This is a genomic window from Lentzea sp. DG1S-22 (assembly GCF_036321065.1).
GTDB classification, from domain to species: domain Bacteria; phylum Actinomycetota; class Actinomycetes; order Mycobacteriales; family Pseudonocardiaceae; genus Lentzea; species Lentzea jiangxiensis.
The window spans coordinates 1,398,769-1,412,777 of record NZ_CP143276.1 but is presented as its reverse complement, the minus strand read 5'-3'; the positions used below and the strand labels follow the sequence as shown (position 1 = coordinate 1,412,777).

Sequence of the window (14,009 nt, the reverse complement as noted above, 5' to 3'; positions counted from 1 at the left end):
GTTGTTGACACGGCAGCAGCAGCGCAGCCGGCCCGGTCGCGAAACCGCCAGGTTGCACAGGTCACAGGAGTTCGGCAAAACCACCAGCGGGATCATCGAACACGAGGACTTCCCTCCGCTTTGAGGGAACAGAGAAGCTTATCACCAGCGGTGATGGCGCTGAGCGATCCTCGCTGAGCGCAAGCTCCCAGCGCTGCGTGCAGGTCAGTGGCCTGGACTAGTAAGTGACCATTTCAAGATGAGCCGGCGTGTCGGCTTGCCTGCGGACAGGACTTCAGCTTCCCGGCACTGTTCGGGCTGGGCAACCAGATCGCCCGGTTCAACCCCGTCACGCACGAGGTCCGAATGTGGAGCACACCCTCGTCGGCCTCCTACCCCTGCGACATCAACGTCCACCAACCCGGCGCCGTCTGGTTCGGCCTCCTGACGACCAACAGGATCGGCAAGCTGGACATCACCGCCACCTGACCGACCTGCTCATCACGGACGACATCGTCCAGGCACCCCGCCGGTCGACCCCTACCCACGAAGGCGCCGCGTAGCCCCGAACCTCTGGGAGAGAAGGGGTTCTGACAGTGAGCGGGGTGCTGCCGCTGGAAACCGGCCTCACGATCGCGGGACCGACACCGTGGCGGTCGTGGTGGTCGGACTCGACTTCAGCACGCCCGCCCGGACGCTGGAAGTGGTCGAACCGCTCGCAGCCGGGAGAAGGACGCTGGCGCTGGCCCCGCGCGACCTGGCCCTCGTCGTCGACGAGCACCCCGCCGTCGCCGGCGTCGTCGTAGAACTGGGCGAGACGCGGTAGGAGGCCGTCGTCTCGGGGATCGCATCACGCTCGGCGCAGCTCGCTGAAGGCCAGCCATCCGAGGGACACCAGCGCGACCAGACTCACCCGCCGCACCTCTTACGGCGAGTCGTGGGAGCAGGTGTTGTGGCTGCGCAGCTGCTGGTCGTTGACCTCGCAGGATGCTTCGACAGCGGAACACAGGTCCGGTGGCGGGACACCAAGACCCGCTCGCTGGCCACCGTGGTCGCCGCGTGGGCAACGCGGTCATCATGTGCAGGGTGCCGTGGCGCGCTACCTGGGAACATCGGCCCGGCGTCACCGACACCCACTTGCAGCGCTGGGCCAAGATGCCCAACCCGTTCGACGGTCACGGCCTTCTCACCGATGCGCGACCGCGCCGACCACGGCGACTCATGATCGTGACTCACGCACCGGGTTGTTGCGGGAGACGCACCTTGTGGCCGTTGTATGCGCCGCCCAGGCACACGAGGTTCTGGCCGTCCTCGGACTCGGGGATCGGCAGACCGCCGCCGACCAGGCATTGGACAACCGAGATGTCTGGATCCGCAGCAGCGGAGCCGACAGCACCCACTACCACACCGGATGCCACTGCCACAGATGCCAGCATTGTCATCATTCGTCGCCTCATGACCACTCCTTCGTCTTCTTCTTGGCCAGGCGTTGCTGCTCCTCCGGCTACCCGGCTGGCTGTGCGGGATTCGTGCTTCACTCCTACGAGCGACAAGCTGTCGGCACGTGTCACCTACTCGTGCAGCAGACCCAAGCTCGCGCCGACGCACATGATGTAAGCGGTATCGCGGAGAGGTGGCACTGCAGCCGCGGCCACGCCTGCCGGGTGATCGTATGCAGCACCGTTGGTCTACCAGTGCAGATCAGCGGAGCACCACGCGGGCGTCGCTGAGCCAAGAGAACGCGGGCCGTGCACCGTCCAGCCGACAGTGCGACGGCCGGGTACCGGATCATTCGATCTGGACAACGGCGTGCGCCGTCACGTCGACATCGAGGTGAGGCGCGGTGCGGACCGCTGGAGCAGCCCGCACCGCGCTACCGGACCCACGCGGGGCGCTGGCTGCTCAACGGCACCGCTCAGCAACGCCAGACCGCTCGTGTCGTCCCGCCGCATCCAGCGAAGCTCAGACCCGGCAGGGCCGGGGTTCCCGTTTGGATCACCGGTATTCACCCGATCAGGAACTTGGCTTGTTGCGACGTCGCGTCCAATCCCAGGCAGGTACCTCCTGCACAACACTCAACAGGTCTACTCGCGCACCTGCTGGTGAGGCATGGCTATCACATTCCAGCGAGCATGGTCGCGTAACCTCCGAGAGGTGGTGTTAGAGAATGCCGGGGACGAGGACGAACCGCTGTCGGTGGACGTGCGGGATCGTGGCGACGACACGGTGCTGACTGTGACCGGTGAGTTGGATTTCGGCTCGACTCCGCGGTTCCTCGAGATTGCGGAGCCGATCGCTGCGGTGGGGCAAGCGCTGGTGCTGGACCTCTCGCGGTTGGTCTACTGCGATTCCAGCGCGCTGAGCGCCCTCGTACGGCTGTACAAGGTGTCGAAGGCCGCAGGTGGCACGTTGTGCTTGGCGGCGTTGCAACCGCAGGTCGAGGCAGCCATCACGATGACGTCTTTGCACCTCATGTTGTCCGTCTGCGATGAGGTCCCGCACGCTGCGATCGGTCCAGCCGATCATGCCTGAACGCCGCTCCGCCCGGCCGGGCCCCGGGAGCGGCTACGACTTCGAGGCCTTCGGCCTGTCCGACATGGTCGAGGCCGCGGCTGCCCTGCGCGGCGTCGCCAAGCAGGCGCCGGACTTCTCCGCCGCCGCGTCCGGTGTGGTCGGCTGGCTGCGCGACAGTTTCGTGGACGAGCACGATGTGCCGGTGTTGCCGCTGGTCCGCCTGTTCGTCACGCGCCGCTTCGCTGACTTGGCCGACGACGTGCGGCAGGCTGTGACGCCCGTTCCGGCGGGCCCTCCGTCCCCGGACCTGCGGTGCCTCACCCTGGAAGCGAGCGCCGGGATGGAGCCGGAGTGGAACGACCCGGCCCTGTCCCAGGCGCACCGGGCGATCCCGCTGGCGTCCACCGACGCGGTCGCCGCTGCTCCGATGATCTCGGCGCTGCTCTCCGACCTGGGCTTGCGTCCCACCGACGTGGTCGGCGGGACGGCCAAGGAGGGCAGCAGGGGGTTCGGCGTCTTCCACGTACCCGTGGCAGCCGGCAGCGCTCAGATGCCCGACCAGGGGTTCGTGGAGCGGTATGCTGTTTCCTCGGTGCTGGGGTTCGGCGGCGTGCTGCCCAACGGTGACGTGTTCTGCGTGGTGATGCTTTCCCGAGTGCCGATCTCCGCCGAGGCGGCCGAGCTGTTCCGCGCGATCTCGGTGAGCGTCCGGGCGGGGCTGCTCGCCCACCCGTGGAGCGGGCAGGGCGAGGTGGGGCTCGCGGCACAGCGGGACGCGCTGCAGGAGCACCTCGAGGTGCTGGAGGAGACCAGCCGCCGGCAAGCCGAGGCGTTGGAAGACGCCGTACGCGGGCTGCGTGCCGAAGCGGAGCTCGTGGACACGCTGCAGGTCGTGGGCCGGCGGTTGACCGCCCAGCTGGACCTGGACGTGCTGGTTCAGGACGCGACCGACGCGGCGACGAAAGCCACCGGTGCGGAGTTCGGGGCGTTCTTCTACAACCTGGTCGACCAGTTCGGCGAGTCCTACACCCTCTACAGCATCTCGGGCGTGCCCAGAGAGGCGTTCTCCCGCTTCCCGATGCCCCGCAACACGGCCGTCTTCGAGCCCACGTTCAAGGGGACCGGGACGATGCGGTCGGACGACATCACTCTCGATCCCCGGTACGGCCTGAGCGCGCCGCACCACGGGATGCCCGAGGGGCACCTGCCGGTGCGCAGCTACCTGGCCGTGTCGGTGATCTCGCCGTCCTCGCAGGAGGTGCTGGGCGGGTTCTTCTTCGGCCACCACGAGACCGGCCGGTTCACCGCACGCCACGAGCAGCTCGCCGAGGGCATCGCGGGGTACGCCGCGATCGCCCTGGACAACGCCAGGTTGTTCGCCCGTCAGCGCACGATGGCCACGGAGCTGACGCGCAGCATGCTGCCGGTCGTGCCGCGGGTCGCCGGCCTGGAGATCGCCTCGCGCTACCTCCCGGCGGCGACCGGGTCGGAGGTGGGCGGCGACTGGTTCGACGTCATCGAGCTGACCGCCGGCCGCACCGCGTTCGTGATCGGCGACGTCGTCGGGCGCGGCGTGACCGCCGCCGCCGTGATGGGCCAGATCCGCACCGCCGTGCGCTCTTACGCACTGCTGGACCTGCCTCCGGGCGATGTGCTGCACCACGTCTCCGCGTTGGCCGACACCACTCCCGGCGCCACGTTCATCACCTGCTTCTACGCGGTGTTCGATCCGGTGGACCAGACCCTGACCTACGCCGGCGCGGGCCACCCGCCCGCAGTCCTGCTGCTGTCCGACGGCACGACCACGTTGATCGGCGAGGGAACGGGCATGCCACTGGGCATCGGCGACAAGTTCTCCCAGCGGCAATCGCTCTTCCCCGTGGGCGCCCGCCTCGTGCTCTACACCGACGGCCTGGTCGAGAGCCGTGACCGGGATCTGATCACCGGGATCGACGACCTGGTCCACGGGCTGCGGAGCCTTCCCGGCGACATCGACACCCAGGTGGCCTGCGACAAGTTGATCGCTCGCCTCACCGGTGGCCGTCACGACGATGACGTGGCCTTGCTGCACGTGCACCACACGGGCGGCCATCGGAAGGTGGCCTCCATGTCGTTGACCCCCTCCCCTGGGATCGCGAGGCGGGCGCGGCGATTCGTCGCCGAGCAGCTCGCCGAGTGGCAGTTGACCGACGTTTCAGACGCCGCGCTGACCGTGACCGGTGAACTGGTCGCCAACGCGGTCAAGCACACCAGCCAGCCGGGACTGTTGCGGATGCACCACGACAGCGCCCGGCTGACCATCGACGTCTCCGATCACGATGGCGCCGTCCCGCGCCTGTTCGACGCAGGCCCGGAGGAGGAGCAGCACCGCGGTCTGTTCCTGGTGAACGCGTTCGCGGCGCGGTGGGGTACCCGGGCCACGACGGACGGCAAGGTCGTGTGGGCGGAGATCGCCACACGACCGAACCGCATCCACCGCCTGCCTTTGCGATGACGTCACGAGCGCGGCATTGACTCCGGTCTGGCCTGCTATGGACGCCGGCCGTGCTCGGAGGAGTCTTCCACGATGCGGACGGTGGTCATCTCAGCGAGCCCGGAGATGGCCACCACGGGCTCCAGCAACGAGGTGGTGACGAGTTCGATGCGGTCAGCGTGCCCGAACAGGACGCTCAGGCCGGCACTGTCGAGGTACTCCACCTCGGTGAGATCGAGGACCAGCCTTCCGGGAATGTCGTCGAGCGCGGCGGCCAACGCGTCGCTGTTGCTCATGTCGATCTCGCCGACGGCCTTGACGACCACGGTGCCGGCTGGACCGGGACCGGAGGTGAAGGTGAGCGACGTGGTCATCAGTGAATCCTCAGGTGCATGTCGACCGTGGTGCCGACTGGGCCGGGGGTGATTGTGACGTGCTGCATCGTCGCGCGCATGAGGGCGATTCCGCGCCCGCGGTTCGAGTTGACGTCCTGGCGGGGCGTCTTCCACCGGCCGGAGTCCTTCACCGTCAGGTAGAGGTCGTCCGCGAACGCTTCGACTCGCAACCAGACGGCGTGCGATCCGTTGCCGCGTTTTCCGTGCTCGACGGCGTTCGCGCACGCTTCGCCCGCGGCGACCAGGACGTTCTGCACGGCGTGAGGGGGCAGTCCGCATTTGCCCAGCCAGGTGCGCAGGGTTTTCCGGACCGGTGCCAGCTGTGCGGATTCAGCGGGGAACGACAGCTCCAACGGGCCGGGGTGGCGGTAGAGCAGCAGGGCGACGTCGTCGTCGTAGCCTCCTGCAGGGGCCAGTTGGTGCATCAATCGGGTGGCCAGGTCGTTGAGGGCGGCGTCGCGGCCGTTCCGAACGATTTCACCGGCCTCGGCGATGCCGACGGTCAACGGGCGGCGACGCCGCTCGACCAGCCCATCGGTGTACATCAACATCGTGGCGCGGGGCGGCAGGGTGAACTCCGCTTCGGGGCGGTGGACTCCGAGCCGCACAGCGAGCGGGGTTGAGCGTGCTTGGTCGAGCAGAAGGGTGGCGCCGTCGGGGCGCGCCAGGATCGCGGGCGGGTGTCCGGCGCTGGAGTAGGTCAGCCGGCCGGTTTCCGGGTCGAAGATTCCGCAGAACACGGTAGTGCACACCGCATTAGGTGTTTCAGCAGCAAAGTAGTCCAGGGCCATGAGGGTGCGAGCAGGGCCTGTCTGCTGCAGCAGCAGAGCTCGGCAGGCGCTGCGCAGCTGTCCCATGACCGCGGCGGCTTTCAGGCCGCGGCCGACGCAGTCGCCGACGACGATGCCGATGCGGCCGTCGGGCAGGTTCACGGTGTCGTACCAGTCGCCACCGATCTCCAGTGGCCGAGCTGCGGGTTCGTAGCGGACGACGAAGCCGTCAGGCAACCGGGAGGGGCCGAGAATGGCACGTTGCAGCGCCAAGGCTGCTTCGCGTTGCTGATCGATCTGGTGCGCGCGGCTCAGAGCCTGGGCCAGATGTCCCGCCAGCAGCGACAACAGCAATTCGTCCTGGTCGGTGAACTGACGACGGCCACCCAGCTCCAGCCAGAGCACCATGAGCCCGTCGGGGTGCTCCAGTGCCACCCCGGTCCCGCTGGTGCCGTGGCCCGCCGGGCTCAATGTGGGCCGCTCGCGCAGTGCGGTGAGAACCGTCCGGTGCTCTTCGTCCAGGGCTTCCCAGGACAGCTCGAGGTCGGTACCGGTCAGGGACGGCTTGTCGCGATCAGTGAAGACCACGGCCAGCACGCGGTCGGCACGCCACAGTTTTTGGAGCTCTTGCAGCGCGCTGGCCAGTGCTTCGGACAGACTGGTGGCCTGGGACAGGCGCATGTTCAGTGCCGCGAGGGCGGTATCGCGCTGAACGGCGTGGTGCTCGGCGGTGACGTCGCGGAAGGTGCCGACCACCACGGTGCGTCCGGTGTCGGGGTCACGGGCCGAATTGAACATGACGCTGACCCAGAGCAGGTGGCCGTCGCGGTGAGTCACCGGCAAGGTGTAGGTGCCGTGGCTGCGGCTGAGCAGACCGGAGAAGGCTTCCTCCACCTGGCGGTGACCTTCGGGATCGGTGGTGGCGTCCGGCCACCACGGATGGACCGGGGTGTACGGCAAGCCCTCGGGGCCGTAGCCGAGGATGTCGGCGAACGCGTTGTTGATCTCCACGACAGCGCCTTGCTCGTCACAGACGAAGAAGGCTTCCTGCAGGGAGTTGATCAGCGCGGTTCGCCAGCGGGCGTGGTGGTTGCGCAACCGGGCCAGCTCCACGTTCGCCCGCACCCGCGCCAGCAGCTCAGCCGCCGCGAACGGTTTGACGAGGTAGTCGTCGGCGCCGGCCTGCAAGCCCTCGATGGACGCTTCCTGCCCGGCACGCGCGGACAGCAGCAGCACCGGCACCGCGGCAGTGTGCGGATCGGTCCGCAGGGCCACAACCAGGCCCAGACCGTCCAGCCGGGGCATCATGACGTCGCTGATCACCAGGTCGAACACCCGGGCGCGAACCGCTTGAAGGGCTTCTGCACCGTCGGTGACGGCTTGGACCTGGTAGCCCGCACCCGACAGCAGACGGGTGAGGTACTCCCTCATGTCCGCGTTGTCGTCGGCGACCAGCACCGTCGCCGGTATGGCGGAAACCGCCGCAGGTGCGCCCGGGACGGGAGCATCGACGTCGGTTTGGGCAGCTCCGCCGTGCTCGGCGGGCAACCAGCGCAGAGCCTCCTGCAGGTACGGGTCGGCAACGGTGGACACCGCGGCGGGCGTTGGACTGGGCAACAAGGCATCCGCGGGCAGATGAGCGGAGCCGAACGGCAGACGGATGGTGAAGGTCGTGCCGTGGCCTTCGGCACTGTCCGCGGTGATGGTGCCACCGTGCAAGGCCACCAGTTCACGCACAAGAGCGAGGCCGATGCCGCTTCCTTCGTTCGAGCGGGAGCGGACGTTCTCGATGCGGTGGAAGCGCTCGAACAACCGAGGCATCTCCTCCCGCGGTACCCCGATGCCGGTGTCCGCGACGGTGACCACGGCCTCGCTGCCGTTCGTGTGGACCGAGATCCGGATCGATCCCTCGAAGGTGAACTTCAGCGCGTTGCTGAGCAGGTTGAGGACCACCTTCTCCCACATGTCGAGATCAAGGTGCACCGGCTCGGGCAACGTCGGGCAGTCGACCTCGAAGGTCAAGCCGGCCTTCTCGAAAGCGGAACGGAAGACGCTGGCCAGGTCGGCGGTGACAGCGGCCAAGTCGACTGGTTCGTAATTGGCCTGCATCCGTCCGGCTTCGATGCGGGAGAAGTCGAGCAGGGTGTTGACCAGCTTGCCCAGCCGCAGGCCGTTGCGATGCACGATCTCCAGTTCCCTGCTCGCCCGCGGATCCGACTGCGCGAGCCGGTCGCGCAACTCCTGCACGGGACCCATGATGAGGGTGAGCGGAGTGCGGAACTCGTGGCTGATGTTGGAGAAGAACGTGGTCTTGGCCCGGTCCAGCTCGGCCAGTTCCTCCGCCCGCCGCTGTTGGGCCTGATAGCTGCGGGCGCTGGCGATGCCCGCCGCGATGTGCCCGGCGACCAGATCGACGAATCCGCGGTAGCCCTCGTCCAGTGGGCGATAGCGGTTCATCCCAGCCGCCACGAACCCGTACGGTGCGCCGCCCTGCTGCTGCAGCGGTACCACCAGCGCCTGCGCGGGCGGTTGTTCGAAGCCCGCGCCCGGCAACCCGGCGAACGCGGGCCCTTCGAGGTCCACCAACGCGGACTCGCCCCGAGCCAACGCAGCCACGGGCCACACCGTGTCCGGGTCGTCGGCGGACAACGTCGCAGGAGCAGCCGAATGCCCTGCGTCGATCCCCGTCGCACCGGCCAGCCGTACGGAGCCCTGGTCAAGGAACAGGTAGGTCAGGGTGAAGGGCAGATCCCGCGGGTTGCGGTCAAGCTGCCGGCAGGAGAAAGCGAGCGCCTCCTGCTCGGTTCGCACCACGCTGGGATCCGAACCCAGGTCACGCAAGGTTGCCATCCGGCGTTCACCGATGACCCGCTCGGTGTCCTCGCTGACCACGCACAGCATGCCGACCACTGCGCCGTCATCGTCATATAGCGGGCTGTAGGAGAACGTGTGATAGGTCTCCTCGGGGTAGCCCGACCGCTTCAGGAACAGCAGCAACGCCTCGTCCCAGGTCGCCTTCCCCGTCGACAGCACGGTGTCGATCCGGGGGCCGATGTCGTCCCAGATCTCGGCCCACACCTCGCTGGCGGGCCTGCCCAGTGCCCACGGGTACTTGCCTCCCAGCGTGTCATGCCGGTAGGCGGCGTTGCAGAAGAACGTCAGCTGCGGACCCCACGCCATCCACATGGAGAACCGCGAAGACAGCAGGATGCGAACCGCCGTCCGCAGACTCTGCGGCCAGCTCTCCGGCGGTCCCAGCGGAGTCGCCGGCCAGTCCACAGCGGCCAGATCCGGCCCGACCTCGTCATCGACGCCGAAGACGTCGGTCGGCACCGTCGGCTCCAGCCCGGCGTCGTCGGACCGCGTCACCGCAACTCCCCCGTCCACGCCGACCACATCCCGAGCCGCTACCCGGCATGCGGTGGTCGCCCAACTCCCGCCAGCACCGCATCCGGTGAGGTGAACGTAGGATAGGCGAGCCGTCTCAGGCCTGCGGTCGCACCACCCAGGTCTTGGAGCGCAGGACCTAACACTGTTGAAGGCGAGACCAGCGTGACGGACGGGCGATGCCACGAACTGCCCGCCCGCGTCGGCGAACAGCAGCGGACGGAGGCAGTGCGCCGCCACCAGGTCCGGGACGTCTCACGCGGCGGGACCTTCGACCGCATCGTCGGCCCGAACGCCCAGCCCACAGGTTCGGGTCCTCCCACCGATCGACAAGGTGATCACTGCTCGCCCGCCCGCCCATCCATCCTCATCGGACAGCCGAGAACGATGAGCCCTGCGCAACACCTGCTGAATAGAACTCAGGAAATGCGGGAAAGAGGTTGATGACGCTGCGTTCCTCTCACCGTCCGTTCACAACCAGATCAATCTCGTCACACGGGAGGCCCGGTGCCCGACCGGAACATGACCGTCGTCCTTGAACCGCATCCGGCAGGTTGCACGGTACTGCGGGTCGCGGGTGAACTCGACTTCCACACCACTCCCCGATTCCGCGAAGTGCTCGACGGGGTCGACCTCGGCACCGACACCGGTCTCGTCGTCGACGCGACCGACCTCGCCTACTGCGATTCCACCGGCATCAGCGCTCTCATCGCTGCCTACAAACGCGCTCAGGCCGCCGGCAGTCAGTTCGGGCTCGCCGGACTCAGCCCCGAGTTGATGCGAGTCTTTCAAATGATCGGACTGGGCGAGCTGCTTCCCTTCCATCCCACGGTCGAGGAAGCCGTCGGCCGGCTACGGGGATGAGGCAAATGCCGGCGGATCATGGCCATCGACCGCTGTCGCGATTCACTACCAACGCGACATCGTCGGTCGGCGGCCGATCGCCGACCATCGTCGCCACGACTTGAACGTATGCAGCCGCTGACCCCGTCGGCGCAACAGCCCACTGTGTCTCCGGTCGGGCGTCAGGGCCCTGCCCCCGGCGTTCTACGAGGCCAACACAGTGTCGTGCACATCTGGACCGTGTACGACTTGCGCCCGCCGGACTCGGGCCGCCAGCGCCTCGAAGGCGCCGACGCACCCCCGGCCGAGACCTGCGTGCGCGGTCAGAACCGTAACGTGCTGGAAATCCATCAGGGGACGGTGGGCGTCACCTGCACCTCGGCAGGCCTCTCAGCAGATGTTCGCCGGCGCGGGCTCGGCGAACCCGAACGCCGCGAGCATCGGCGGCACGAACGCGGTCGCGGTCGAGATGGACTTCACCGAAACCTCCTAATCGGACAACGAGTGGTCTTTCCTTCTTCGGAAGGTGACAGCGAGCGGCCAACCGGTCACGGGTGTCGACGGCGACCGCTGTGAACCTGATCGGTGGCCGCTCCGCTCAGAGACGGCGGCCGAGGAGTGCTCCAGAAGCGACCATCCCAGGCCCAGACCAAGGTGCAGCCGGCTGTCCGCGGTGTTCACCGGTACGAAGTTCGCCGCACTGTGTGGTCGATAACCAGTTGGTGACCAACGTCGTCGACCACGGCACGAGCCCTTACGTTCTGCGCCTGTGCCAGTCGGCCGGGCCGTGTCACGTGCGCGTCGACGACACCAGCACGGACCTGCCCGTTCTCGGCACCGCACGGCTGCCCGGTGATCGCGGCCGAAGCATTGTCCTCAGCAACCGGCTGAGCAAAGACCGGGGCGTCATCCCGGGGCCACAGGACAAAAACCGTCCGGGCCGAGATTACCTGCGAGCTGCAGCGCCGTTCGTCGTGATGCACGCGTGGTGCATTCGTAGGCATCGATCAGGTTCGCTTCTGGCTGGCACTGCCATTGGTGAAGGGATACCCGAATCCCATGCGACTGGTTTCGTCGAGCACGGCCGTCGCCGCATCGGCGTCCGCCAGGCCCGGTTCGCCTTTGCCGGCACAGGCGACGATCACAGCGGCGACGTCGTGCAGCTTGGTGTTGGTGTGCTGTGAGATCTCACGCAAGGCCATGAACGCCTCGTCGGAGCTCCAGTTGCGGTTCAGCATCAGCATTCCCTTGGCCTGCTCGATGACCGGCTGGGTGGACAACGCTTTCCTCAGCTGATCGATCGTGGTATCCGGGCCGAAGGGGTCAGCAGGCGGCGTCATATTCGGCACCTATCGCTTCTAGCCGTCCAACTTCCAGTTCCGGGCACACCCGGCGGTGATCATCACCTCACCACCGGAGTTCACGCTGTCACCCGATCAGTGGATCACGCGCTTGGTTCGGTTGCACAACAAGCAGCGGGGCTGGGCGAGTTTGCTGGTCAAGTGAAGCGGCGTCGACGTAGGGAGACTGCGAGGCCGAAGGCGTGCCGAGCTCAGCCTTCGGGCCTGGTGTTCTCGTCGACGAAGTGCTCGGCCAGCTCGCGTAGCTTGCGGTTCTCCCGTTGGGATTGCTGCACCAGCATCGCGAACGCCTCGTCGGCGGGGATGCGGTGAACGGCCATCACGATGCCCTTGGCCTGATCGATGACCGCCCGCGAGGTCAGCGCCTCCTGCAGGTGGCCAATCTGTCGGCGAGCACGAAGGTACCGGTGGGCGTTGCGTAGGGCGGCCTCGGCGGCGGTGGTGTAGAGCTCCAACAGAGCGGCGTCGAGCTCCCGGAAGCCGTGGTCTTGCATGCCGTAGAGGTTGAGCGAGCCGTGGTACTTCTCGTCGAGGAACAGCGGCGCGGACAGGTAGCTGCCGATGCCCAGTCCGGTGGCCGCGTGGGTGAAGGCGGGCCATCGGTCCGCCGCCTCGGTCACGGTGACGCGCTGCATTTGTCGTGACGATGCTGCCGCCAGGCAGGGCCCTTCACCGGCCTGGTACTGGGCTTGATCCACGGCCAGGGTGTGCTGGTCGGTCCAGGCGATGGACTCCGGGGTGCTGTCGCGCAGCACGGTGACGCTGGCCAGATTCGCGTCGGGGATCGCTCTGACGACTTGCCGGCAGACGCGGTCCATGATGACCGCCAGGTCCTCCTCCTCGTCGAGCACCTGCGACAGGCCGGCGAGAGCACCGGTGACCTCGTCGAGTCGCTGGAGGACCTCGTTCTCGCCGCTCGTTGCCGGTTCGGTCATGCTGCACCTCGTTCCCACCGCCGCTGAACGCGGTCGACCTGCGCGGCTGTGACCCCGCGCGCTCAGGGTAACCGCGTGCGGGCCGCGTTGACCGGTGAGGTGATCACGTCGGTCGCGCCCCGGCGAGGCATCGCCAGTCGTGCGCGACACGCTCGCCCGCCGACCTCACCGGTGCCGGATACTGCGCAGGACAAACCTTGATCATGTCGCTCAAGGCGCCTTGGTTGTCGACGTCGGCAAGTGCGCTGACCGACCGGCCTGCTCGCTCTCAGATCGGGGACCTGCCGGCGGCGCCGGCTCTTCGACTGGTCACCGCGGAATCGCTCGCGAGCACCGTGGCGATGCCCCAACCGCGACGAGTCCGGCCACCGACAGGCCGTCGCCGCGGGTGAGTCGTCGGACGTCTTCCAGACCTGATCCAGAGATGCGGCCGAGAGGGGCTCAGGAGCGGGCGACTGAGTCGAGCAGATTCTTGGCGATGTCGCGGAGTTTGATGTTCTCGCGCTGTGAGCGTTGCACGAGCATCGCGAACGCTTCGTCGGCGGTGCAGGAGTGCACGGCAATCAAGACGCCTTTAGCCTGGTCGATGACGGCCCGGGAGACGAGTGCCTGTTCCAGGCTGCTGATGTGGTCTCGTGAGCGCTGGTGGCGTTGGGCGCTGGCGATCGTGGCCGACGCTGTGGTGGTGAACAGCCGCATGAGCCCTTCGTCGAAGGGGTCGAAGGCCGCGGCGGTATAGCTGTAGATGTTGAGTGAGCCGAGGTGCTGCTCCTGGGTGGATTGTGAGGAGGGCAGCAGCACCGGCACGGACAGGTAGGCGCGGATCGCCTGCTCGGCCGCGGCTGCCTCAAATTCCGGCCACTCCTCGAGGTGCTCGCCGACGACCGCCCGCACCGCGCGCAGGGTGCGTGCGGCCTCGAAGCACGGGCCTCGGTTGGCGCTGTACTGCTTCTCGTCGACCTCGATCAGCCGGGGGTTCGTGGCGGCCGCGGTGCGTGGCTGCGCCAGATCCATCAGCGACACCGTCACCGCGTCCGCGTCCGGGATCGCCCCGCTGGCGGTGTCGGCCAGCCGCTGCAACGCGGTGTCGAGCGGCTCCTCGTCGGTGAAGAAGTTCCGGAGCACCGTCAGCGCCTCGGCGGTCTCGTCGAGTCTGCTCAGGGCATCGGGACGGTCACCCTCATCTGGCTTGGCCGGGGACATCTCGGATGCATGCGTTTCGTCAGCCATGCCGCGGCACCTCGTGGTTCAGAGGAACTGATCTGCGGCGCCACTGCTTGACGTCGTCAGCGCATGGTACGCAATGATCAAGACATAACTGTGCGGCCGTCCAGCCGCAAGCGAACCGGGAC

Annotated in this window: 11 protein-coding genes and 1 pseudogene; 6 read left to right on the top strand and 6 right to left on the bottom strand. The window is 67.6% G+C overall.

Going from position 1 to position 14,009, the window contains the following annotated elements; translation table 11 throughout:
• The first annotated feature begins 345 nt into the window (after positions 1–345).
• Positions 346–468, top strand: a complete 123-nt coding sequence (locus tag V1227_RS06210) for a hypothetical protein (protein ID WP_329791507.1) — start codon at positions 346–348, stop codon at positions 466–468.
• Positions 469–637: 169 nt separating this feature from the next.
• Positions 638–805 (top strand): hypothetical protein, encoded by a 168-nt coding sequence (locus V1227_RS06205; RefSeq protein WP_329791506.1) that lies wholly within the window; start codon positions 638–640, stop codon positions 803–805.
• A gap of 406 nt (positions 806–1,211) precedes the next feature.
• On the opposite strand, the gene V1227_RS06200 is transcribed toward V1227_RS06205, so the two are convergent.
• Complete coding sequence (locus V1227_RS06200) at positions 1,212–1,436, bottom strand: hypothetical protein (protein WP_329791505.1); 225 nt, start codon at positions 1,434–1,436, stop codon at positions 1,212–1,214.
• Between the two features lie 697 nt (positions 1,437–2,133).
• On the opposite strand from V1227_RS06200, the gene V1227_RS06195 reads away from it, so the two are divergent.
• On the top strand, positions 2,134–2,511 hold the full coding sequence (locus V1227_RS06195) for an STAS domain-containing protein (protein WP_329791504.1): 378 nt from the start codon (positions 2,134–2,136) through the stop codon (positions 2,509–2,511).
• Positions 2,504–4,987, top strand: a complete 2,484-nt coding sequence (locus V1227_RS06190; RefSeq protein ID WP_329791503.1) for an ATP-binding SpoIIE family protein phosphatase — start codon at positions 2,504–2,506, stop codon at positions 4,985–4,987. Before V1227_RS06195 ends, V1227_RS06190 begins: the two co-directional genes overlap by 8 nt.
• Positions 4,988–5,022: 35 nt before the next feature.
• Here the strand turns inward: V1227_RS06190 and V1227_RS06185 are convergent, their stop codons facing one another.
• Positions 5,023–5,340, bottom strand: coding sequence for an STAS domain-containing protein (locus tag V1227_RS06185; protein ID WP_329791502.1), 318 nt, complete (start codon positions 5,338–5,340; stop codon positions 5,023–5,025).
• Positions 5,340–9,500, bottom strand: coding sequence for a SpoIIE family protein phosphatase (locus V1227_RS06180; RefSeq protein ID WP_329791501.1), 4,161 nt, complete (start codon positions 9,498–9,500; stop codon positions 5,340–5,342). Before V1227_RS06180 ends, V1227_RS06185 begins: the two co-directional genes overlap by 1 nt.
• Positions 9,501–10,025: 525 nt before the next feature.
• On the opposite strand from V1227_RS06180, the gene V1227_RS06175 reads away from it, so the two are divergent.
• Positions 10,026–10,382 carry an STAS domain-containing protein gene (locus V1227_RS06175; RefSeq protein WP_329791500.1) on the top strand — a complete coding sequence of 119 codons (357 nt, stop codon included), beginning with the start codon at positions 10,026–10,028 and terminating at the stop codon, positions 10,380–10,382.
• Between the two features lie 18 nt (positions 10,383–10,400).
• Positions 10,401–10,685: pseudogene (locus tag V1227_RS40550) on the top strand (hypothetical protein); the annotation flags it as partial.
• Between the two features lie 683 nt (positions 10,686–11,368).
• Here the strand turns inward: V1227_RS40550 and V1227_RS06170 are convergent.
• The 3 genes from V1227_RS06170 to V1227_RS06160 all read right to left on the bottom strand — a co-directional run bounded on the left by V1227_RS06170 (position 11,369) and on the right by V1227_RS06160 (position 13,887).
• Entirely contained in the window at positions 11,369–11,701 is a 333-nt protein-coding gene (locus V1227_RS06170; RefSeq protein ID WP_329791499.1) for an ANTAR domain-containing protein, read from the bottom strand.
• Between the two features lie 212 nt (positions 11,702–11,913).
• Positions 11,914–12,657 carry an ANTAR domain-containing response regulator gene (locus tag V1227_RS06165; RefSeq protein ID WP_329791498.1) on the bottom strand — a complete coding sequence of 248 codons (744 nt, stop codon included), beginning with the start codon at positions 12,655–12,657 and terminating at the stop codon, positions 11,914–11,916.
• A 441-nt stretch (positions 12,658–13,098) separates the two neighbouring features.
• A complete protein-coding gene (locus V1227_RS06160; protein ID WP_329791497.1) occupies positions 13,099–13,887 on the bottom strand; it encodes a GAF and ANTAR domain-containing protein in 789 nt (262 codons plus the stop codon).
• Between the last annotated feature and the right edge of the window lie 122 nt (positions 13,888–14,009).

Coding starts and splice junctions, on each gene's coding strand:
- V1227_RS06210 (WP_329791507.1), top strand. CDS start 346: ATGTGGAGCACACCCTCGTCGGCCTCCTACCCCTGCGACATCAACGTC.
- V1227_RS06200 (WP_329791505.1), bottom strand. CDS start 1,436: ATGAGGCGACGAATGATGACAATGCTGGCATCTGTGGCAGTGGCATCC.
- V1227_RS06190 (WP_329791503.1), top strand. CDS start 2,504: ATGCCTGAACGCCGCTCCGCCCGGCCGGGCCCCGGGAGCGGCTACGAC.
- V1227_RS06185 (WP_329791502.1), bottom strand. CDS start 5,340: ATGACCACGTCGCTCACCTTCACCTCCGGTCCCGGTCCAGCCGGCACC.
- V1227_RS06170 (WP_329791499.1), bottom strand. CDS start 11,701: ATGACGCCGCCTGCTGACCCCTTCGGCCCGGATACCACGATCGATCAG.
- V1227_RS06165 (WP_329791498.1), bottom strand. CDS start 12,657: ATGACCGAACCGGCAACGAGCGGCGAGAACGAGGTCCTCCAGCGACTC.
- V1227_RS06160 (WP_329791497.1), bottom strand. CDS start 13,887: ATGGCTGACGAAACGCATGCATCCGAGATGTCCCCGGCCAAGCCAGAT.